The organism is Chryseotalea sanaruensis (assembly GCF_003990915.1).
Classification (GTDB): domain Bacteria; phylum Bacteroidota; class Bacteroidia; order Cytophagales; family Cyclobacteriaceae; genus Chryseotalea; species Chryseotalea sanaruensis.
Map to the genome: position 1 here is coordinate 351,559 of NZ_BHXQ01000005.1, position 19,745 is coordinate 371,303.

Below are 19,745 nucleotides of genomic sequence, written 5' to 3' on the forward strand. Positions count from 1 at the left end.
TTTGTGGTGCCTGAAATAGCTAAATGCTTATCACTTTGGTATTCCAGGCCATTTTTGGTATGGCGCTCCACAACTCGTCTCGTGTTTGTTTTGTATAGGCTACTGCTTTTTTGCCGTATGCTGTAATAGTAAAATACTTTTTTGGTCGTCCTGCTCTCTCTGCAGTTGTCTCACCTTCATGTGATTTGAGATAACCCTTATCTTCAAGTCGTTTTAAGGCAGTCTGTAATGCACCTACACTCACCGAGCGTTTTAATCTTTCTTCAATTTCTTTTTTTATTGAAACACCATAAGCATCATTATAGAGTATGCCCACTGTGAGCATTACTACCTCTTCAAACTCGCCTAACTGATATTTTTTCATTTGCTAATAATTAATTCTTATTTGTAGTAATAATAATCATGCCATTTCTAAAACGTGCCGAATTAGCAAGTATTTTAAGATTTATCAAATTTGCAATGTCCGTCTTCGGACGGATTTGAACGGAATAGATCAGTGAGATAAGTGATAAGTTGTCTCCAGGATTTGGTAATGGAACTATATAAAGAAACACAAGATACTGTATACAACCAGGATTAATTTTTATCAGAAAAATGGTTTTAAAGATGAAGTTAGTTTTGAGGGAAGTGTCGGGCAAGTGATTAATGATGCCCTGGTCATTTACAAAGCAGAAGCTTGTTTAGGGGATGTATTATTAATTCATCTTGCCATAGCTTATATAAATAAATATGGTTTTGATATGCTGTATCAGGTTATGAATAAAGCAAATGGTAAAGAACTCGCTAGGGGAAAAACGAATATGTGTGTTTTGATTATAGCGGGAGAAAGGTGGCTCCAATACCAGAAAAGTTACTGGCAGTAGTAACGTCAAATGAGAAGTAAATTTCTGTTTAGAGGATTTATTACTTGCTGAATGCTTCTGCCCAAGTGATTGATGTTTTCTTAAACTGCCTTTCAAATTATGAATGATTCGATCATTTTTAGGAGGGTTTATCTTTTTCCAATAGATCCTGAACAGGCACTTTCAATGCTTTTGAAATTTCGAAAAGTACTTCGACTGCCGGTTGCCGGTGGTTATTAACATAACGGTTAACCGTACGGTACTCCAATTCCAGTTCACCAGCGAGCCACGCCTGCGTTTTACCCTCATTTTCCAGGACTTCTGCGATGCGATTGTATTTTTTGGGTCGCGCGGACTTCTTTTTGGCCATGCATCGAAAATAGTTCTAAGACCAGTTTGGACATGAGATCAAAATGGTCTTATATTCATCCTTTCGGAACTTTTAGTTAAAAAACGCTATGAATAAGGGAAAGTATAAGTTACCTAAAGAATCAGTAGCTGAATTAAATATTCGTCAAGAAGATCAGCTTCTCGTTCAGTACCAAAACAATAATACAATTATTGATCATCTTTCTGAAATTCCAGTTACACTCCAAACGTATGAGTTTTTGGGCGAACTCTTCTTCAATTACACTTTTCGTGAATTGGGCGAGCACCCACCTTCCGATCAGTGGAAAACGCAATTGAAAACAATACGAAATGATGTGTATCAGTTATTCGAATTAGCAAGGGCAGCTAGGGCGCTAAAGCAGATAAACACGAGTGCTCAAAAGGATTGATTTTCATTTTAAGCATCGTCCCTGCTGAGACAATTCGTGTAGCAGGATGTAATTCGAGCACCCTGCCAAGTATCGTCTCGCGCAGCGGACGATACCATTACTTGAAGTTATCATATTAGAGTACTTACTACTAATTCAAAGTGTTTATAACCAAGCGGCTTTTTCCCTGCGGAGACAAGGCGTAGAGCAGAATGTAAAATTCTATTACTCTGTGATTATCGTATCTCCTTTCGGAGAATTTATGTAATAAGTATCTGTCCTGATTTCTGATTATTTCTAGTAGCTTAAAAATTTAATTATAAAAGAAGGAAAAACTTAATCTTGAGATATTGTTATAAAAAGTAAAAGCTAAAGTATTATATTGAATAACAATGAGACAGTTTCTCCCCATCCTCAGCTTTTATGGAGCCTTAAGTCTTCTTTTACTTTCTTTAGTTTTATTATCATGGCTTATTATACCAGATAATAGATTTGATCAAAATGAAAGTGAAGAAAGAGAAAAACGTTATACAAATAAGCGAGCCTTTGTACTTAACTTCAAAACACCAATACACGAACGCCCAATTGCTGTACTTGCATTAGTGGGAAATAAAGATAGTCTTGCTTTTGAAGAAGTAATTCTGGGCAAGCACTTCTATAAGTTGGCCACCGGGGATTCGGTTACCATTCTTTACAACGAGAGTGATAAAGGTTTGTATTCAGATACTGACCGAAACGAATCTGAAAATTTCAGGCCAATCATATCTATGGGCAACTTCATCTTTTCCGCTATCGGGTTTTTACTTTTGGGTTTACTTATTACACTTATCTGGAAAGGTTATTTCACGATTTCTCCATTAATGATTCTTCCAATGGCTTTTGGTTTAGTACCGATTTATATGGGAGGCTTGACTTATGCTGAAATGTATTATAACGAGCATGTTTTAAATGTAGAATTAGCAACCGCTAAAGTTCATTTTATTGAAGAACACGAATCTTGGATTGATGGAAGGAAGGAATACTACTATACAAACTACATTTCTTATAAAATGAAAAATGGCAATTCATTTTTCACGATTGTACGTGGTTATCACAATGTCAATGATTCTATTCAAGTAGCTGTCTCAGAGAAGGGAAGACAAGTATTTACCGCTAAAGAGTTTAATCCAAATTATTGGTGGGCTTATGCGCCTATAACAGTGGGCTCAATTTTCTGGCTGCTACCGTTCTTTGTTCAATTGTACGGTGTAATTCGATATGGTAATGTAAATCTATAAATGGTTTATCGTTATGGATTGCCAGATGCAATCAAACTAATACATTAAATCATTATTAATAGATACAGCGTTTCTTCGCAATATTATAATCGAGGGGGTCACTTAACTGGTTTTTAATTCCTGCATCGTCCCTACTGAGACGATGCGCGTAGGAGAGTATAAATTCGAGTATTCCGTCAAGTATCGTCTCGCACAGCGGACGATTGGATTTATTTAAATCAATTGGGCGACTTTGTTCATTTTTTTTATTTTTGCACCGCAATGAAGAACACGCATCAAAAGGGGTCGCTGACTCCACCCTGATTTACCAAGTTTAGTTCTGCCACTTCAGGTATCAGCAAGGGCATATTCTTCCCTTACTCTTCATTTCCATTTTTAATTTTTAATAATTTTCCCTACCCTATGCGACAGTATTTTCGATTATTCGATCTATCTCTAAAAGTTAATTATAAAAACGAAATCTTATCAGGTCTTACGGTAGCCCTTGCATTGGTTCCTGAAGCTATTGCTTTCGCATTCATTGCCGGGCTATCCCCACTCACTGGCTTGTATGCTGCTTTTACCATTGGTTTAATTACATCAATTTTGGGTGGGAGGCCAGGAATGATCTCCGGTGCGACTGGTGCGATAGCTGTGGTGATTGTAGCACTGGCTAAAAGTCATGGGGTAGAATATATTTTTGCCACAGTTGTATTGGCAGGTGTAATTCAAATATTTGCTGGTGTATTACGACTTGGAAAATTTATTCGATTGGTTCCGCATCCGGTGATGTTTGGTTTTGTGAATGGTTTGGCATTGGTGATTTTCCTTTCACAATTAAATGAATTCAAGATCAAGGATTCAGCAGGCACGTTACAATGGATGACCGGAAACACCTTGTTTGTAATGGTAGCACTTGTAGCCTTAACTATGTTAATTATATGGGGCTTACCAAAATTGACGAAAGCCATTCCGGCATCACTTGCAGCCATCTTAGCCGTTTCGGGTATTGTAATTGGTTTTGGTATTGATACGAAAACAGTAGGAGATATTGCTTCCATACAAGGCGGTTTTCCTCCGTTCCATATTCCGTCTATTCCTTTTACCTTAGAGAGTCTGCTAATCATTTTTCCGTATGCATTAATTGTTGCAGGCGTAGGTTTAATTGAGAGTTTATTAACGCTAAATCTAATTGATGAAATTACAGAGACCCGTGGAAGAGGAAACAAAGAATGTGTAGCACAAGGTACTGCGAATATAGTAACTGGTTTCTTTTCTGGTATGGGTGGTTGCGCTATGATTGGTCAAAGTTTAATTAATATATCAGCAGGAGCTCGTGCAAGGTTATCGGGTATTGTAGCCTCTGTTATGTTACTTGTCTTCATCATGTTTGGCGCACCGCTTATTGAGCAATTACCAATGGCTGCTTTAACAGGGCTAATGATAATGGTTGCTATTGGTACGTTTGAATGGGCAAGTCTTAAAACATTTGGTAAAATGCCCAAGTCTGATGTGTTGGTAATAATTATTGTTGCTTTGGTAACGGTGTTCCTCCACAACCTGGCGTTAGCGGTGTTAATAGGCGTAGTGATTGCTGCCCTGGTATTTTCATGGGAGAATGCAAAAAGAATTCGTGCCAGAAAGTATGTTGATGATAAGGGAGTAAAACATTATGAAATATTTGGACCACTCTTCTTTGGATCAGTGAGTGCTTTTAATGAAAAATTTGATGTGCTGAACGACCCTAACGAGGTGATAATCGATTTCGCAGAAAGCAGGGTGTCGGATATGTCGGGAATAGAAGCTTTAAATAAGATAACCGAACGTTATCATAAAGCCGGGAAAAAATTACACCTAAAACACTTAAGCCCTGACTGCCGACAACTACTAAGGGATGCAGAAAGTATTATAGTCGTAAATATTATTGAAGACCCTACTTATCGTGTGGCAGTGGATACACTAGCATAAGGATGACAATTAAGAGTCTCAGAGATTTCTGAGGCTTTTTTTATTACTTTTAAGAACAGCGCTTTGCTTGTAAATGGGAATTACTTGTAACTAATTTTAGTTGGAACAATAGTAAAAATAATGCTGATAAAATATGATTATTCTATAGTTGCTACACCCAAAATTGGTAGGTAACTTGTTAAGCATAAGTAAATTTAAAATGATAAAAATTTTAGGTGTTCCTGGAAGCCTTCGTGCAGATTCATCAAGTAATTTGATTCTGAAGGTTATTGCCTCAATGATACCAAAGCATGTCTCCTTTGAAATTTATGATGGTATCGGATCATTACCGCACTTTAATGATGCTAAGGATGTTCCTGACTCAGTTATTTATTTTCGGAATAAAGTGAAGGAGAGTGATGGCGTTTTGATTTGTACACCAGAGTATGCTTTTGGTGTGCCGGGCTCATTGAAGAATGCACTTGATTGGACAGTGGGATCAGGTGAGTTTTTTGATAAACCTGTGAGTCTTGTAACTGCATCCAGTCAGGGAGAGAAAGGACATGCTGCGCTCTTATTAATACTTGAGGCCATATCAGCAAAAGTGATAAATAATGGTACGCTATTGATTCCTTCGGTTCGCGCAAAGCTTGATCCAAGCGGTAACGTCAAAGATCAGGCTACAATTACAAATCTTCACAAAGTTATCGAAGCGCTCGTTCAAATAATCGATAAATGATTACGCCATTCAATAGTTCCAATCATCTTTATATTGTCTGTCTAATATCATAAAGTATGTAGAATGAAGTCGTCTAGTTATTTACGCACTTCCACAAGCGCGCATAGTGTTGGGGTTGGCCGAATTGCCCATGGAGGTCTGGACGGTATCTATCCTGGCAAGCTTAATACCCTTGGTGGTAGTGCAGATTTATAAAGCAATTATGGGTAAGAGAAGTGAGTAGTAGTGTATTTAAACAGTACTACTCACCGTATTCATCTTTACTAGCTTGGTGAAGTCATCGGCTTACTATCTTGCTAAATAACCTCCGTCTACTGGGTAATAGCCTCCGGTAACAAATGATGATTTGTCACTACTCAACCAAAAAATCAGTTCAGCCACTTCTTCACTTTTACCAAGTCGTCCTATGGGATGAAGCGCAACAAGTTGTTGCTTCATTTCCGCATCTAGTGCATCGAGTAAAGGTGTTTCAATAAAACCCGGTGCCACTGCATTGATGCGGATTTTTTGTGCAGAGTATTCCAATGCTGCTGCTTGTGTAAGCCCGACCACACCATGTTTTGCAGCAGTATAACCAGCTGAATTAGCAAAGCCTACAGCACCTAAAATGGAAGATATATTTACAATACTTCCACCTCCATTTTTTAACATAGCAGGTATCTGATATTTCATGCCATAGAAAAGACTGTTGAGATTAATGTCAATAACTTTTTTCCAGCCGTCAATACTCATATCAGCAATGAGTGCTTGCTCACCGCCAATACCAGCATTATTCACTGCCGCATCTAATTGGCCATAAGTTTTAACTGCAAAAGCCACAAGTGCTTCCATCTCTTCAGGCTTGGCAACATCAGTTTTGAAAAAGGATGCTTTACCTCCAGCGGCAATAATACTGTCAGTTGTAGCATTTCCCTCTGCTTCTTGTATGTCGGATACTACCACATTGGCACCATGCCTGGCGAATAATTCAGCTGTTGCTTTGCCAATGCCTGATGCAGCACCGGTAATAATTACAGTTTTATTTTTCATGTTTTTATTTTTTGATTTAACTCCATTGAGCTGACAGTTTACTTAAAAACATTAAAATTTATGATGATGCCAGTCTTTTTACCAAGTGATTGAAATCATGTTTACTGAAATGATAGTTGATTAACTAAATGATAACAGTTAAAGAATGAGATTAAACAGATAACCGGAGAGTATAATACAAGCTGCGACTACACCAAAAAAAATAAGCAGTAACTTAGTAGTCATCACTTTTTTAAGTAATGTGGCTTCAGGGATAGACAAACCTACTACTGCCATCATAAAGGCAAGTGAAGTGCCAATGGGAATTCCCTTGGCAACAAAAACCTGAATAACAGGAATGATACCGGCAGCATTCGCATACATGGGTATGCCCAATAGAACGGCTAGAGGAACAGCATACCAGGTGTCTTTACCAATATACTGTTCAAAGAAACCTTCCGGTACATAACCATGCATAGCCGCACCAATGGCTATACCAATGAGTACATAAACAAGCACACTTTTTACGATACCAAATGCTTCTTTAATGATCGTTGGAATGCGCTGAACAAAAGTTGTTTTTTCAGCATCAAATACTTCCTGATCTGCTTTTGCCTGCTTCCACACCTGCCGGACCCAATCAGTAAGTAAGGGTTCTAAATTCATTTTGCCAAGTACAGCACCACTTATTACGCCTAGTAGTATTCCGCTGACTACGTAAACTAATGTAGCTTTTACACCAAACATGCCTAAGAAAATGGCAATGGCAACTTCGTTTACAAGCGGTGAGGTAATGAGAAATGCAAAAGTTACACCTAAGGGAATTCCTCCCTTTACAAAACCAATAAATAGCGGCACCGATGAACAAGAACAAAATGGCGTAACTGCTCCAAAAGTAGAAGCCATTAGATATTCACCGCCATATAATTTATTGCGTGATAGAAAATTCTTGATTCGATCAATCGGAAAATAGGAATTAACAATTCCCATTAAAAATGTAATTAAAAAAAGAAGAATGAGAATCTTGATAGTGTCATACACAAAGAAGTTTAATGCTTCGCCTAAATGACTTTGTGGTGAAATTCCAATGACAGCGTAAATGAGCCAATCCGCAAAATGTTGCAGCCAGTCGAACATGTTAGTTCAATAGTTTTAGAATTTCGTCAACGCTGGGTACTCTTCCGCTTATTTTAATCTGTTCGTTTACTACCACTACGGGGGTAGTCAGGATGTTATATTTCATCATCCCCTCAAGATCTTCAATTTTGGTTATCTCAGCTTGAACACCACTTTGCTCAACTGCTTTTTTTACTACTTCAAATGTGGTCTTACACTTGGCGCATCCAGGACCTAATATCTTGATTGAAGTTGCCATAATAGTTTTGATTTAATTGTATCGTAATATTACGCTACAATCATTATTGAAGCAGTGACAAAAGTCACACTAACTCCTGATAGTAAACACGTTTAGGATTGCTCAATAAAAGCCTTGATTTCTTCTACGCTTTGTTTAGCACTTCTGCCAACACCAATTAAAGTTGCAGAAGCAAAACCTGTCCAGTTACCATAGCCAACAAACCAATGACCAGGAATAGCATTAGCCTTGGTTTCCTCTGTCGCTACAAGACTTACTTTTGTAATTATACCCAGACTGGATAAATGATTAAGTGAAGATTTGAAGCCGATACCATTTCAAATGGATGCTTATAATTATCTAAAACTTTTGGCTGCATACATTTTCTTCTTGAACCAGAAAGCAAGATTCACAAGCAATATCAACGCAGGCACTTCAATGAGTGGACCGATAACACCGGCAAAAGCCTGACCGGAACTAATACCAAATACACCAACGGCCACAGCAATGGCCAATTCAAAATTGTTTCCCGTTGCTGTAAACGATATGGATGCAATTTCTTCATAGTTAGCACCTAATTTTTTAGACAATACAAAGCTGAGCACAAACATGATGATGAAGTAAATAACTAACGGTATCGCTATCCTAACTACATCAAGTGGAATATCTACAATCATCTTGCCTTTAAAACTGAACATGATGACTATGGTAAACAACAAGGCAATTAATGTAAGCGGACTAATTTTCGGAACTGCATGTTGCACATACCATTCTTCACCTTTTGCTTTCTTAAAAAAGTATCGTGTTAAAAATCCTGCAATGAAAGGAACACCCAAATATAAGAATACACTCTCCGCTACATCGCCCATGCTTACATCTACAATTGTACCTTCAATGCCGAAGTAGGGAGGAAGTACTGTAATGAATAACCAGGCGAACAAGCTGTAAAATAACACTTGAAAAATACTGTTGAGTGCGACCAGTCCGGCTGCATATTCTTTATCGCCCTTTGCCAGATCGTTCCAAACCAATACCATCGCAATGCAACGTGCAATGCCAATCAGGATAAGACCAATCATGTATTCCGGTTTATCACTTAAGAAAATGATAGATAAAACAAACATGAGAATGGGCCCGATGACCCAATTGAGTAATAAGGACAGACTAATCACTTTTACATTCTTAAATACTTTGCCCAAATGTTCATAACGCACCTTAGCCAATGGCGGATACATCATAATGATAAGACCAGCAGCGATCAATAAATTGGTTGTGCCTACCTGGAAGTGATTCATAAAAATTTCCACATCAAAGAAATTGCCCAAGGCAACACCAATCACCATTGCGATGAAAATCCATAGCGTAAGGTAACGGTCTAAAAATCCGAGTTTCTTTTGATTACTCATTATCTAAATATTAAGCGTTAACCTGTGAAAAGGCAAATAGAATTTCTCTTCCAATTTCATGCACTCTTTCTGAATACTTAGCTGCTTCCAAAGGTGTTCCATCAAATTCTTTTGGATCGTTATAGGTTAAAGCAACTCTACCTGATGCACCTAACACCAAGGGGCAATTCTCGTCAGCATGTGAGCAAGTCATAATTGCTGCGAAGTCTTTATTGTGGTTAAACGGATCATCGTACTTTTTTGAAAAAGCAATGACAGGTTCAATACCTTCTGCAAAACGAACTTCATACATTGGATTTTCTCCCTCTTTAGTTATCGCAATAGCGAATCCAGCTTCTTGCATGGCTTTTACGGCACGGGGATTGAATGCAGTTGCCTCTGTTCCGCCCGAGTAGCAAAATACGTTAGGCACCTTATAATAATGTGCAGCTGCCTGTGCCCATATCTGTGATAAATGACTTCTACGTGAATTATGTGTGCAGATAAAATTTAAGTGTACGGGTTGACCAGCCTTTATTTTCTTTTCAACGAATTGTACCAGCTGTTGTAATAAGTCCTTGCGTTCAGCAGGAATTGAATCAAATTCGCTGGCAAGTTTTTCTACCGTTGGTGTGAGTGAGGCTAGCAGTGGTGCTTTGTTAGTTGTCGGCATAAGAGTGATCGTTGAGTTTTCTATATTGTATTATCGTAATATTACGTTATGATTAAGCAAAAAAATATCAGCAACAATCGTTCTGTTTTACGTAGCGTGTAAACATGTTAAGGAAGATATCCTTGGCTTCTTCCCACACTTTTTCATCAATGCAGTAGTTCACTTTCGGGCCTTCTATTTCTCCTTTAATAATGCCTATGTTTTTTAGTTCTTTTAAGTGCTGCGTTATCGTAGATTGAGACAAGGGCAGCACATCTACTAAATCGTTGCAGATACAGGTTTGGTGCGCCAGTAAATGCTCGAGTATAGCTACCCTGGCCGGGTGGTCAAAAGCCTTGGCAAGTGTAGCCATTTTATTTTGTCGCTTTTTGAATAATTCAGACTTGGTTATTCCCATAACGCAATATTACGATATAAGGATAATTTTTGCAAGTTTAATACGAATGTCAGGTATCGTTTTCTGCTAGGGAAGGAAACGATTCTTGATGAGACGATGCGGGAAAGGTCTGGATTTTATCGTTTGTTTTCTTTTTAATCGATGATGATAGAAAAATAACACCCTTGTCAAGTATCGTCTCCCGTAGGGGACGATACGATTAAGAGAACAATTGGCGGATAATTTTTTGCATTATCCCTTGAGAGTCGATAAGAGGGGGAAATTCTACGGTGCCCCAGCATCCTTATAATGGGTAATAGTAATGTAAGGGTGTGCTACATTGAAGTAATAAAATGAAGCACTTGAATGGCGATACTGAGCATAGTCCTCAATAAGTTTCCATTTTCCTCTTACTGGATTGTAATGGATATAATCTAATTTTTGGATGAGAAATTCTTCGGAATAGCATGCTTTAATATCTGAGGATGGCTGAAATACTCTATGCTTCTTTTGCCTTGCCATCTCATTCACTGTAACGCTTGTTCTTAATATTTTTAAGATGTTGTCTTTTTTCTGTTTCTTTAAACGCTTAACTATTTCGTAGGCAAGAAATCGTTTGCCATTAGCAAGGATAGTATTAATAGATTCATCAGAATGCGCGATGTGTATTAAAAGGTGAAGATGATTTGGCATAATAACGAAACCAAGAATCTGGTGACTTTTCTTTGTTAGAAGATTAAACCATTTGTAGACTTCATCATATGTATTAGTTATTTCAAACAATGAAATCCAATTGAGGCATGTAAAAGAGCAGAAGTAGGTTAGGTCGGTTTCGGTTTGTGTTAGCTTAACTGACATTGTATTGAGTATTTTTTAAAGCGAAGCTATTTAGCTTAACTTCTTTATAAAAAACGATAAGCTCAAAAGCTATTTAGAGACATCCATTTAACAAAGTCTTTATAAGGTACAGTTGTGACTCAATAAAAGCAGCTTAACAACTATCCCTTTTCAAGTATCGTCTCCCGCTAGGGGGCGATACGATTAGAAAAACTATTGAAATCTATTGCGTGCACATCGTCCCTTCGGAGACGATGCTGGAAAGGTCTGGGTTTTATCGTTTGTTTTGCTTTTAATTCATGAAGCCAGAAAAGCTGCCCCCTTTTCAAGTATCGTCTCCCGCAGGTGACGATATGATTAAGAAACCTGTTGAAGTCTTTTGCGTGCGCATCGTCCCTTCGAAGGCGATGCGGGAAAGGTCTGGATTTTATCGTTTGTTTTTCTCTTAATTCATGATGCCAGCAAAGCAGCACCCTTGTCAAGTATCGTCTCCCGCTAGGGGGCGATACGATTAGAAAAACTATTGAAATCTATTGCCTGCTTATCGTCCCTTCGGAGATGATGCGGGAAAGGTCTGGATTTTATCGTTTGTTTTTCTCTTAATTCATGATGCCAGCAAAGCAGCACCCTTGTCAAGTATCGTCTCCCGCAGGGGACGATACGGTAAGTAAACCTGTTGAAATCTATTGCTTACGCATCGTCCCTTCGGAGACGATGATAGGAAATTGTAAAGAAGAGATAATTGATTATTTTATTTGACTTTAGGGCCTTCTATTGGCAGTTTTTATGAGGAAAATACATAGATTGTATATAGCTGGTAGTTAGCAGACATTCAAAAAGACGATCACAATCCAAACAACATCAATTGATATTACAATGAAAGAATTTGTATTGCTATTCCGAATGGACTTGACAAATAAGGAAGCACAGCCTTCTCAAAAGCAAATGGAAATATATATGCAACAATGGATGGAATGGATAAATGAAATTACAGACAACGACCAACTTGCAGACGGTGGAAATCATTTTTCCAAACAAGGACGAGTGTTAAAACCAAACAATGAAGTTGTTGAAACACCCCACATTGCCGACAATAATTCCATTGCGGGATACATCATTGTTTTGGCTGAAAATCTTGACGAAGCGACAAAGATTGCCAAAAAATGCCCAATCTTAAACGGACAAAACACAAGTGTTGAAATACGGCAAACATCAACACCGGGTCAATAAACAACGAACGACAAGCAAACAAGAATTAAAAACCGCAAAATTATGGCACAAATTAATCCACACGTTAACTTCAACGGCAATGCCGAAGAAGCTTTTACCTTTTACAAATCAGTATTTGGCGGAGAGTTCGCAAAAATTATTCGTTTCAAAGACTTGGCTAGTGATGAATTTACAGTGAAAGAAAGTGAAGCAAATAAAATAATGCACATTGCCTTACCAATTGGTAAAAGCATCTTAATGGCTAATGATGTGCCTGAAATACTCGGACCAACAAATGAAAATGAGAACAGAAGTAAAATTGTAATTAGTGCAGAAAGCAAAGAAGAAGCCGACAAACTTTTTAGTGGACTTTCAGCAGGTGGGCAAATTGAAATGCCTATTACTGACAGTCCTTGGGGTACCTATTTTGGAATGTTTAGAGACAAATACGGCATTGAATGGATGGTAGATTACGACCCAAATTATAAAGGACAAATTTGAATCTGGAAAAACAACGAGCCGCTAACATTGGTTTGGCAATATAAGGCTGAAGTACTTGTATAGAACACTTGTGCAAGGTTCAACATTCGGCATTCTATTAAACTTTAATACTGAAAATCTGCGCATCAATAAACCACCAACCGTTGACGGGCATTGTGGGAATACTGTTCAGATAATATACTATCAACATAATGACAAAGACAGAAATAGCAAAAGCATTCTCAACCGGAGAATTTGAAAAGACTTACAGGTTCATTTCGGAGAGCGCAGAATGGACTGTTATCGAAGAAGAAAATTTTATAGGTAAACAAACAATTATTGACAATTGTGAGCGGGTTGGCAACTACTTCAAATCTGTAACAACTGACTTTAAAACATTAAACATTATTGCTGATGGGAACTATGTTGTCATTAATGGAACGGCAGAATTTTTAAGAGATAACAAACGTATTTCTTTCGTTTCGGCTTGTGATATATATGAGTTTAATGATCAGAGTCAAATTCAAAAAATTACTTCTTATTGCATTCAATCAAAGTAATCTAATAAAGAATGGAGCATACAGAAAATGAAACAGACGCTATTGTAAGCTCAACCGTGTCGTACTGCTTAATCATATCGTGCCCGTATTTGGTCTAACCAAGTATCACTAATACAACAAAGGCCAGAGAAATTTCTCTACTACTTTACCTCCGCTTTATTATTACCAAAAACCACCACATCTCCTCTTCTTATTTTTTTTCTTCGTTGTGTTTCAATTGCTCCGTTCACTTTAATCTCCTGGTTATCGATAAGCGCGTGAGCCTCACTGCCTGAGTCAACCCAACCGAGTAGTTTAATCAAATTTTTAAGTTCAATATACTCCTCGCCTTCCTTTAGTGTAAAATTCTCCATTATTTTTTGATACTAAATGTGCTCTATAAAATGTCCATTCAACTGGCTATGCCTTGGTTCCAATCGCATAAAGCACGTTGAACAAGGCATTACATTCCCCATTTTAAAATTAATCAAATTGATGCGTGTTCGCTGCCTCTTCCTCGTCTTCGGCCGTCAATATTTCTACATGTTTGCGATCAAAGAGTTTACTCATTAACATCTGTATGGGTACTAGTGCCGCGATCATCAATGGAAATAATATGCCCAACTTTGAAGCCTTCAGCACCCAGAGCACTACAAAGCAAGCCAACTGAATTAAGGTGAATTTGTGAATGGTACTTCGCGGAACGCTTTTTATATAATGCGTATCCGGATACAAAGTAGGATCAGTTACCCACAGCATGAGTCGTTCTGCAAACTGATTGCCACCCAGCGAGGTGAAACCCATGTACAGGAACAGACCAAATAGTACTGCCATAGGAATGTTGGAGACCAGCGCAAGAAAAAACACAGAAGCTCCGATGAGCAAGTGAATGAGCAAACCCGATACACGGTTTTCGCGCACAGCAGTGATCACTTCTTTATTCTCACCTTTTTCAGTAGCCACCACGTTGGTATCTGCCAAACTCTTCACGTGGTTTAAAGAGTGAACCGTGGCGGCCACTATCCAGGGCAGTGCAAAGAAACTACCCACCAATACGATTATACCAACAATGGCTAAATCGAGGTGATAGCCGCTACCCTTTTTTAACTTAAACTCTTTGCTATTGACAAGTCGTGTGGTAATATTTTGATCGAGAAAAAGAAGGATACTTGCCAACAAGGCAGGAATGATAGCAGCAAAAATGGCCCATGTTGGAATGTTGAATATATCTACCAGCCAACTTCTTCCTGAAGTGGGTTCAAGTGCATCGGGTACGGAAGGCGTGCTGAGCTTCACATCCGGAAATTGTAAGGCAAGCATCGTCATGAGAACGATGGCGATGGCAGGACCAAAATCACTTAAGAAAGTTCGCGCGCCAAGTCGCAGAAAGGGAGAGACAGTAATGCGTTTGAGATTACGTGCAATTAAAAATGTTCCGCCTGCCAGCAATACCGTAAGTAATCCTGTTGTTAATCCTCCCGATTCTCCGTTCGATGTAAAAGACTTGGTCATGTCTTTACCCGCTTCCACAATAAAGATTACGGATATTAAGGCTGCAAAAATTTCATCTGTAAACCGATTGAAATAATTCATCAATGCGCTGGCATCAGTTACGGCACAGATCAATAGAATAACACCAGACCATATACCCACCCAGGCGTAAGTGGCCAGAAAGGAAATTTCAAGTTGCGCACAAACGGTATAGAGCATACCGGTAAAGATGACGATGGGACCTGTGCCTCCTAAAATGGTGAGGGGTTGTCCGGCAAAGAGGGCGAATAGTATGCCCCCCACTGCAGTAACAACCAGCATTTCAATAATGCCGATTTCATTTCCTGTGAGTAATCCCGAGAGTGCACCAAAGGCAATGGCATTGGCAAGTGCTGCAAAAAACAGAAACAAGGTGGTGCCTGCTACTTTAGCGTGTAAGCCGTCTTTAAAATCAGAGAGATAATGGGGTGCTCTTCTTTTTATGTCATCGCTGATGCCCCCAAATAGCCTGCCTGTCCATTGAAGACCCTCATTCTCTGATTTAGTTTCACTCATGGTTTATTTATTTAGTATGTGAAAGGTTTATAAGGATAAGAAATGCCATACTGCTCAATAGTACTGCGAACTTAATCATTAATTCTTAGACCCATTAGCCATTATCCACAACCATGCCTGATTTGAGGCACTAGCTAATAAAATGAATGGAGTAGATCTCTTGTCAGGTCTCGTCTCCAAAGGAACGATACGATTAGAAAATTGAAAGATTGATTGTGCATCGTTCCTTCGGAGACGATGCCAGGAAAGAAATGACCAGCATCACGAGCAACCATCAACCAGCAACGAACACCCAATCCCCAGCCACACTACCAAACTTTGCTACGAGTTAACTACTTTTGCTAAAATTGTCTTTATGAAAGAGCAAGTAGCAGCGTTGTTGAAGCAAGTAAAAGATGAATCAATTGCTTTTAAAGAAGTTATTGCATTTATAGAAGCACATTACCAACACATACCAACCGCTTTTAAAAATGGATCAGCGTACAATGAAGCCACACAAAATCAGGGAAGTGCTAAAGTGTTTACATTCGCACAGCTAAATACGCTTGACAAAGAAAATACACTCGCTTTATTTGCAGAACATTATCAGGCGGTAATAAAAACGCCTGATGGTAGCGACCACCAGAATATCAGGCAATTTATGATTCACGGCTGGGAAGGAATTGTTTTTGAAGGAAAAGCACTCGTTGCCAAATAATAAGCCAATGAACATAAGAACGGATAACGTTTTGTGTTAAAAACGATTTCTCATTTACTGACATCGCCTCCGAAAGGATGTTGCCTAAAGAAACAAGTATGAAAACAATGTTGATTACGCCCGAAGGGTTGGAGAAAGTAAAAGCAGAACTCGATCATCTGTGGCGCGTTGAACGACCTGAAACCACGCAAAAGGTATCGTGGGCTGCAAGCCTTGGCGATAGATCTGAAAATGCAGACTACCACTACAACAAAAAACGGCTGAGGGAAATTGACGGACGCATACGTTATCTGCGCAAGTGTATTGATGATTTGAAAGTGGTGCATTATAGTTCTTTTCAGGAAGGCAAAGTAATGTTTGGAGCCTGGGTGGAGATTGCAAATGATAAAGGCAAACAAATACGTTTCCGTATAGTAGGAGGTGAGGAAATCATCAACACTAAAGATTATATTTCTGTAGACTCACCAATGGCCATGGCCTTGTTAAATAAAACAGTAGGAGAGGAAGCAATCGTGAAAACAGGCGCAGGTGAGTTTGTGTGGCGCATTGCTAAGATTGAGTACCAGAAAACGGAGTGAGCATTGACAAAGGACAGATTTCAGTAATAGTAAAAATCACTGGTTGTTAGCCTTAGCAAGGCATTTCTCAAACATCCTACTTGCAAACGAGAACGAGTGGTGTTGAATGTGTGCTGGAGAGAAGAGGCAATCTATTGACGGACATTTACCAGTAAGATTGCTGTGCCCAACCCGGCACAAAGCCTATCCACAGGACTCGCATGACGAGTCTTTTTATTTTTGAGATGGTTTCTACTCTTTTAATTCTTCTGCTACTGATCATCAACCTGGAAACAATTGTCTTCTCTCTGTTGTCTCCTCATAAAAAAATGAAAGGCGGCAATTCAAATAGCCACCTTTCATCAAGAGTCATGGCTTAGTCGTAGCTCAGCGAATCTACAGGGTTGGCTGAAGTAGCTTTGATGGTGTGGTACAAGAGCGACAAGAGCGTGAAGAGGGCACACATAGCAAAGGAAATCAGGAATGGCCAGACAGACAAAGTGATGCGGCTGGAAAAACTTTCGAGCCACATGCTGATCAGGTAATAGGAAGCAGGTATGGCTGCCAGGTTCGCAATCAGCAAGAGCGACACAAACTTTTTAGAAAGCAGTACGATGATGGAATCAGTTGGCGAGCCCAGTACTTTGCGAATGGCGATCTCTTTCTTCTTGAGTTCGGTGGTGTAAGAGATTAGTCCGATAATACCCAACGAGGCAATGAAAACAATGATAAAGGAGAAAGCGGTTAACAGAGATAAAAACTTTTCTTCCTTACGGTATAATTTGCCCAGCGATTCGTCCAGGAAGTTATACTCAAATTCGAAGCCGGCAAATTGTGTTTTCCAAATCGACTCCATGCCTTCAATAGAAGCGCGCAGGTTGTTACTATCAACACGTGCATAAAGTGTCCGGCCACCCTGGTTATTCAGGAAGATGATCAGCGGATTGATCTCCTTATAAGAAGCCCCCAGACTGAAATCTTTTACAACACCCACCACCTCAAGCTTCACTGGATTGCCTGCATCGTCAGTGCCGCCCACATACTTTCCGGCCAAGGGGTTTTTGCCCCAGTTAAATTTTTTCACGGCTGTTTCATTGATGAGGATGGCACCGAGTTCATCAGCCTTTGAAGTATTTGAAAAGTTGCGTCCCGCTACAATCTCGATGCCGATGGCATTCATAAAGTCAGCATCAACAGCAATAAGGTCTGCGCCCATCTGGAAGGTGCTTCCGTCTTCATTCTCCAGCGTAGGTGTAAACTGATTTGCTTCTTCATCCAGCGTATAAAAAGATACAGTAGCGCCTTTTACGTAGGATTGTTTCTTTAATTCTTCAACATAGGCATTGATGTGTCTTGACACAATAGTATCGGCAGGCACAGCCACTGTTATAATATTGCTTTTGTCAAAACCAATATCCTTGTTTTTGATGTACTGAGTTTGTTGTGCCACAAACAGGATACTGGTAATTAACATGGCTGCAATAAAATACTGACTGGTAACCAGCAGCTTCCGCAGCGCCTCACCCTTCGCGCTGTTGGTGAACTTGCCTTTTAATACTTTTAATGATTCTAGTGATGACAGGTAAAAGGCTGGATAGATACCTGAAACAAGGCCGATGGAAAGTGATAAAATTAATATGAAAGCAGTGGTGCCACCATTCAGGAATGTTGTTGCATCAAGGTGAAGGTCGGTAAGCACATTAAAATAAGGAAGCAAACCAATACACAGCAACAAGGCGATTACACCAGAGAACAAGGAAAGCAAAATTGATTCCGTTAAAAACTGGAGGATCAGGAATCGTCTTGGTGATCCGAGAATTTTTCGAACCCCGACTTCCGCAGCACGCTCAGAGGCGCGGGCAGTGGCGAGGTTTACATAGTTGATACAGGCAAAGATGATCAGGAAGATAATGACAATATCCAATGCCGCTACGTTGGTCTGACTGCCATGTGGGTAAGGCTCCCAAACGTACTCTTTAGTTAAATGTATGGAGGTGAGTGGTTGAAAATTCAGGTCCGCTGTTCCGTTAGCTTCATCAAACGTTTTTTTCATGTGCTTCTCAACGAAGGACGGGATTTTGCTGCGGAGACCTTCAATGTTGTTGCTCTGATTGAGAAGAATATAAGTATAAGTGTGTGCCCCATACCATTGCGTCATTTCTCGCGCGTAGGGAAAAGTTGACCATGAAATAAAGGCATCCATGGGGATATGGCTGTTGCGGTCATCATCTTTAATGATTCCCCGAATGGTGACTAAGCGAGGACTAAAGCCTGCCAACAATACCGATTTGCCATAGGCTTCTTCCGATTCAAAAAGTTTTGTGGCGAGCGATTCGGTGATCACAATAGAATTGGGTTCAACAAGCGCTTTGTTGGGATCGCCCTGGATAAAATCACGTTGAAAGACTTGGAATATGGTTGAGTCAGCAATGAAGAACTCCGTTGTCTTCACCCGTTTTTCACCGAGCTCTAAAATACCATTGTGGGTAGTCAGGCCATTCATGCCGCGAAGGCGTGCCGTGGCTTCTACCTCAGGGAAATCGGACTTTAATGTTGGTCCAATGGGACGTGGAGCATTGCTGTAAATATCACGCTTGCCGTTCATGTTAAAATCTGCATTCACCCGATAGATGCGCTCAGCGTTAGCATAATGCTTGTCGTACGAACGCTGATCGTCAGTATAGAACTTCAACAAAAAGGAAAAGGCAATGCTGGAAGCAAGACCAAGAATGTTGAGTACGGTGTAGAATTTTCTTTTCGCGAAGGATCGCAGCGTGATGCTTAACAGATTTTTTAACATAGGCGCTTAAGCGTTATTAAATTAAAAGATTTGCTTCAAAGCTAATGCATACGCGCCTCTATTCAGAAAATGCTTACGATTAGCACAGGGTTTATACGTGAAATTTTCACCGGTGTTGGCACTTGTCTGCTTAATTATTGACTTATTTATACAAGCGGGGCAGATAATAGCTGAGCAGTATCGTGAAGCGCATCTTCTTGTTTACCTATGTCAAGTAAAATAACCCGGGCCTATGGGTAATT

Annotated in this window: 23 protein-coding genes; 11 read left to right on the forward strand and 12 right to left on the reverse strand. The window is 39.5% G+C overall.

Translation table 11 applies throughout. From position 1 onward, the window contains the following. Window positions 1-19: 19 nt before the first annotated feature. The gene (locus SanaruYs_RS14760) at window positions 20-364 is read right to left on the reverse strand and encodes a PadR family transcriptional regulator (protein ID WP_127123356.1); all 345 of its coding nucleotides are present in this window, start codon (window positions 362-364) and stop codon (window positions 20-22) included. A gap of 196 nt (window positions 365-560) precedes the next feature. Here SanaruYs_RS14760 and SanaruYs_RS20505 point away from each other — a divergent pair, with 196 nt between their 5' ends. Next, the gene (locus SanaruYs_RS20505) at window positions 561-863 is read left to right on the forward strand and encodes a thioesterase family protein (RefSeq protein ID WP_370684889.1); all 303 of its coding nucleotides are present in this window, start codon (window positions 561-563) and stop codon (window positions 861-863) included. A 118-nt stretch (window positions 864-981) separates the two neighbouring features. Here the strand turns inward: SanaruYs_RS20505 and SanaruYs_RS14765 are convergent, their stop codons facing one another. Continuing rightward, window positions 982-1,212, reverse strand: a complete 231-nt coding sequence (locus tag SanaruYs_RS14765) for a helix-turn-helix transcriptional regulator (RefSeq protein ID WP_127123357.1) — start codon at window positions 1,210-1,212, stop codon at window positions 982-984. 88 nt (window positions 1,213-1,300) lie between these two features. Between SanaruYs_RS14765 and SanaruYs_RS14770 the strand changes: the two genes are divergently transcribed. The 5 genes from SanaruYs_RS14770 to SanaruYs_RS20415 all read left to right on the forward strand — a co-directional run bounded on the left by SanaruYs_RS14770 (window position 1,301) and on the right by SanaruYs_RS20415 (window position 5,737). Further along, window positions 1,301-1,621 (forward strand): hypothetical protein, encoded by a 321-nt coding sequence (locus SanaruYs_RS14770; RefSeq protein ID WP_127123358.1) that lies wholly within the window; start codon window positions 1,301-1,303, stop codon window positions 1,619-1,621. A gap of 371 nt (window positions 1,622-1,992) precedes the next feature. Next, window positions 1,993-2,877 (forward strand): hypothetical protein, encoded by an 885-nt coding sequence (locus SanaruYs_RS14775; RefSeq protein ID WP_127123359.1) that lies wholly within the window; start codon window positions 1,993-1,995, stop codon window positions 2,875-2,877. Window positions 2,878-3,279: 402 nt separating this feature from the next. Beyond that, window positions 3,280-4,824 (forward strand): SulP family inorganic anion transporter, encoded by a 1,545-nt coding sequence (locus tag SanaruYs_RS14780; protein ID WP_127123360.1) that lies wholly within the window; start codon window positions 3,280-3,282, stop codon window positions 4,822-4,824. 199 nt (window positions 4,825-5,023) lie between these two features. Then, entirely contained in the window at window positions 5,024-5,542 is a 519-nt protein-coding gene (locus SanaruYs_RS14785) for an NADPH-dependent FMN reductase (protein WP_127123361.1), read from the forward strand. 63 nt (window positions 5,543-5,605) lie between these two features. Beyond that, window positions 5,606-5,737 carry a hypothetical protein gene (locus tag SanaruYs_RS20415; RefSeq protein ID WP_262708687.1) on the forward strand — a complete coding sequence of 44 codons (132 nt, stop codon included), beginning with the start codon at window positions 5,606-5,608 and terminating at the stop codon, window positions 5,735-5,737. A gap of 93 nt (window positions 5,738-5,830) precedes the next feature. On the opposite strand, the gene SanaruYs_RS14790 is transcribed toward SanaruYs_RS20415, so the two are convergent. From SanaruYs_RS14790 to SanaruYs_RS14820, 7 genes are all read right to left on the reverse strand, one after another. Beyond that, a complete protein-coding gene (locus SanaruYs_RS14790) occupies window positions 5,831-6,571 on the reverse strand; it encodes an SDR family NAD(P)-dependent oxidoreductase (RefSeq protein ID WP_127123362.1) in 741 nt (246 codons plus the stop codon). A gap of 138 nt (window positions 6,572-6,709) precedes the next feature. Further along, the gene (locus SanaruYs_RS14795; RefSeq protein WP_127123363.1) at window positions 6,710-7,687 is read right to left on the reverse strand and encodes a permease; all 978 of its coding nucleotides are present in this window, start codon (window positions 7,685-7,687) and stop codon (window positions 6,710-6,712) included. A gap of 1 nt (window position 7,688) precedes the next feature. Beyond that, window positions 7,689-7,925, reverse strand: a complete 237-nt coding sequence (locus SanaruYs_RS14800) for a thioredoxin family protein (protein ID WP_127123364.1) — start codon at window positions 7,923-7,925, stop codon at window positions 7,689-7,691. A gap of 335 nt (window positions 7,926-8,260) precedes the next feature. Further along, window positions 8,261-9,310 (reverse strand): ACR3 family arsenite efflux transporter, encoded by a 1,050-nt coding sequence (gene arsB / locus SanaruYs_RS14805; protein WP_127123365.1) that lies wholly within the window; start codon window positions 9,308-9,310, stop codon window positions 8,261-8,263. Between the two features lie 10 nt (window positions 9,311-9,320). After that, window positions 9,321-9,962 (reverse strand): low molecular weight phosphatase family protein, encoded by a 642-nt coding sequence (locus SanaruYs_RS14810; RefSeq protein ID WP_127123366.1) that lies wholly within the window; start codon window positions 9,960-9,962, stop codon window positions 9,321-9,323. Window positions 9,963-10,029: 67 nt separating this feature from the next. Continuing rightward, window positions 10,030-10,359, reverse strand: a complete 330-nt coding sequence (locus SanaruYs_RS14815; protein ID WP_127123367.1) for an ArsR/SmtB family transcription factor — start codon at window positions 10,357-10,359, stop codon at window positions 10,030-10,032. Between the two features lie 264 nt (window positions 10,360-10,623). Next, complete coding sequence (locus tag SanaruYs_RS14820) at window positions 10,624-11,196, reverse strand: transposase (protein WP_127123368.1); 573 nt, start codon at window positions 11,194-11,196, stop codon at window positions 10,624-10,626. 855 nt (window positions 11,197-12,051) lie between these two features. Here SanaruYs_RS14820 and SanaruYs_RS14825 point away from each other — a divergent pair. The 3 genes from SanaruYs_RS14825 (at window position 12,052) to SanaruYs_RS14835 (ending at window position 13,424) form a co-directional block, all read left to right on the forward strand. Then, the gene (locus SanaruYs_RS14825) at window positions 12,052-12,405 is read left to right on the forward strand and encodes a YciI family protein (RefSeq protein WP_127123369.1); all 354 of its coding nucleotides are present in this window, start codon (window positions 12,052-12,054) and stop codon (window positions 12,403-12,405) included. A 42-nt stretch (window positions 12,406-12,447) separates the two neighbouring features. Then, entirely contained in the window at window positions 12,448-12,885 is a 438-nt protein-coding gene (locus SanaruYs_RS14830) for a VOC family protein (protein WP_127123370.1), read from the forward strand. A gap of 191 nt (window positions 12,886-13,076) precedes the next feature. Beyond that, window positions 13,077-13,424, forward strand: a complete 348-nt coding sequence (locus SanaruYs_RS14835) for a nuclear transport factor 2 family protein (protein ID WP_127123371.1) — start codon at window positions 13,077-13,079, stop codon at window positions 13,422-13,424. A gap of 140 nt (window positions 13,425-13,564) precedes the next feature. On the opposite strand, the gene SanaruYs_RS14840 is transcribed toward SanaruYs_RS14835, so the two are convergent. Continuing rightward, window positions 13,565-13,777, reverse strand: a complete 213-nt coding sequence (locus SanaruYs_RS14840) for an RNA-binding S4 domain-containing protein (RefSeq protein WP_127123372.1) — start codon at window positions 13,775-13,777, stop codon at window positions 13,565-13,567. Between the two features lie 109 nt (window positions 13,778-13,886). Next, window positions 13,887-15,449, reverse strand: coding sequence for a sodium bicarbonate transporter family protein (locus SanaruYs_RS14845; RefSeq protein WP_127123373.1), 1,563 nt, complete (start codon window positions 15,447-15,449; stop codon window positions 13,887-13,889). 355 nt (window positions 15,450-15,804) lie between these two features. Here SanaruYs_RS14845 and SanaruYs_RS14850 point away from each other — a divergent pair, with 355 nt between their 5' ends. Both SanaruYs_RS14850 and greB read left to right on the forward strand, forming a co-directional pair. Further along, window positions 15,805-16,146, forward strand: coding sequence for a HopJ type III effector protein (locus SanaruYs_RS14850; protein ID WP_127123374.1), 342 nt, complete (start codon window positions 15,805-15,807; stop codon window positions 16,144-16,146). Between the two features lie 98 nt (window positions 16,147-16,244). Beyond that, window positions 16,245-16,724 (forward strand): transcription elongation factor GreB, encoded by a 480-nt coding sequence (gene greB / locus SanaruYs_RS14855; RefSeq protein WP_127123375.1) that lies wholly within the window; start codon window positions 16,245-16,247, stop codon window positions 16,722-16,724. Between the two features lie 355 nt (window positions 16,725-17,079). Here the strand turns inward: greB and SanaruYs_RS14860 are convergent, their stop codons facing one another. Beyond that, a complete protein-coding gene (locus tag SanaruYs_RS14860) occupies window positions 17,080-19,503 on the reverse strand; it encodes an ABC transporter permease (protein ID WP_127123376.1) in 2,424 nt (807 codons plus the stop codon). Between the last annotated feature and the right edge of the window lie 242 nt (window positions 19,504-19,745).

What these genes read in the sequence shown, in the direction of transcription:
- SanaruYs_RS14785 (WP_127123361.1), top strand. Translation starts at nt 5,024, where the DNA reads ATGATAAAAATTTTAGGTGTTCCTGGAAGCCTTCGTGCAGATTCATCA.
- SanaruYs_RS14780 (WP_127123360.1), top strand. Translation starts at nt 3,280, where the DNA reads ATGCGACAGTATTTTCGATTATTCGATCTATCTCTAAAAGTTAATTAT.
- SanaruYs_RS14790 (WP_127123362.1), bottom strand. Translation starts at nt 6,571, where the DNA reads ATGAAAAATAAAACTGTAATTATTACCGGTGCTGCATCAGGCATTGGC.
- SanaruYs_RS14810 (WP_127123366.1), bottom strand. Translation starts at nt 9,962, where the DNA reads ATGCCGACAACTAACAAAGCACCACTGCTAGCCTCACTCACACCAACG.
- SanaruYs_RS14845 (WP_127123373.1), bottom strand. Translation starts at nt 15,449, where the DNA reads ATGAGTGAAACTAAATCAGAGAATGAGGGTCTTCAATGGACAGGCAGG.
- SanaruYs_RS14830 (WP_127123370.1), top strand. Translation starts at nt 12,448, where the DNA reads ATGGCACAAATTAATCCACACGTTAACTTCAACGGCAATGCCGAAGAA.
- SanaruYs_RS14795 (WP_127123363.1), bottom strand. Translation starts at nt 7,687, where the DNA reads ATGTTCGACTGGCTGCAACATTTTGCGGATTGGCTCATTTACGCTGTC.
- SanaruYs_RS14760 (WP_127123356.1), bottom strand. Translation starts at nt 364, where the DNA reads ATGAAAAAATATCAGTTAGGCGAGTTTGAAGAGGTAGTAATGCTCACA.
- SanaruYs_RS14775 (WP_127123359.1), top strand. Translation starts at nt 1,993, where the DNA reads ATGAGACAGTTTCTCCCCATCCTCAGCTTTTATGGAGCCTTAAGTCTT.
- SanaruYs_RS14850 (WP_127123374.1), top strand. Translation starts at nt 15,805, where the DNA reads ATGAAAGAGCAAGTAGCAGCGTTGTTGAAGCAAGTAAAAGATGAATCA.
- greB (WP_127123375.1), top strand. Translation starts at nt 16,245, where the DNA reads ATGAAAACAATGTTGATTACGCCCGAAGGGTTGGAGAAAGTAAAAGCA.
- SanaruYs_RS14815 (WP_127123367.1), bottom strand. Translation starts at nt 10,359, where the DNA reads ATGGGAATAACCAAGTCTGAATTATTCAAAAAGCGACAAAATAAAATG.
- SanaruYs_RS14770 (WP_127123358.1), top strand. Translation starts at nt 1,301, where the DNA reads ATGAATAAGGGAAAGTATAAGTTACCTAAAGAATCAGTAGCTGAATTA.
- SanaruYs_RS14840 (WP_127123372.1), bottom strand. Translation starts at nt 13,777, where the DNA reads ATGGAGAATTTTACACTAAAGGAAGGCGAGGAGTATATTGAACTTAAA.
- SanaruYs_RS14835 (WP_127123371.1), top strand. Translation starts at nt 13,077, where the DNA reads ATGACAAAGACAGAAATAGCAAAAGCATTCTCAACCGGAGAATTTGAA.
- SanaruYs_RS20415 (WP_262708687.1), top strand. Translation starts at nt 5,606, where the DNA reads ATGAAGTCGTCTAGTTATTTACGCACTTCCACAAGCGCGCATAGTGTT.
- SanaruYs_RS14800 (WP_127123364.1), bottom strand. Translation starts at nt 7,925, where the DNA reads ATGGCAACTTCAATCAAGATATTAGGTCCTGGATGCGCCAAGTGTAAG.
- arsB (WP_127123365.1), bottom strand. Translation starts at nt 9,310, where the DNA reads ATGAGTAATCAAAAGAAACTCGGATTTTTAGACCGTTACCTTACGCTA.
- SanaruYs_RS14825 (WP_127123369.1), top strand. Translation starts at nt 12,052, where the DNA reads ATGAAAGAATTTGTATTGCTATTCCGAATGGACTTGACAAATAAGGAA.
- SanaruYs_RS14860 (WP_127123376.1), bottom strand. Translation starts at nt 19,503, where the DNA reads ATGTTAAAAAATCTGTTAAGCATCACGCTGCGATCCTTCGCGAAAAGA.
- SanaruYs_RS14820 (WP_127123368.1), bottom strand. Translation starts at nt 11,196, where the DNA reads ATGTCAGTTAAGCTAACACAAACCGAAACCGACCTAACCTACTTCTGC.
- SanaruYs_RS14765 (WP_127123357.1), bottom strand. Translation starts at nt 1,212, where the DNA reads ATGGCCAAAAAGAAGTCCGCGCGACCCAAAAAATACAATCGCATCGCA.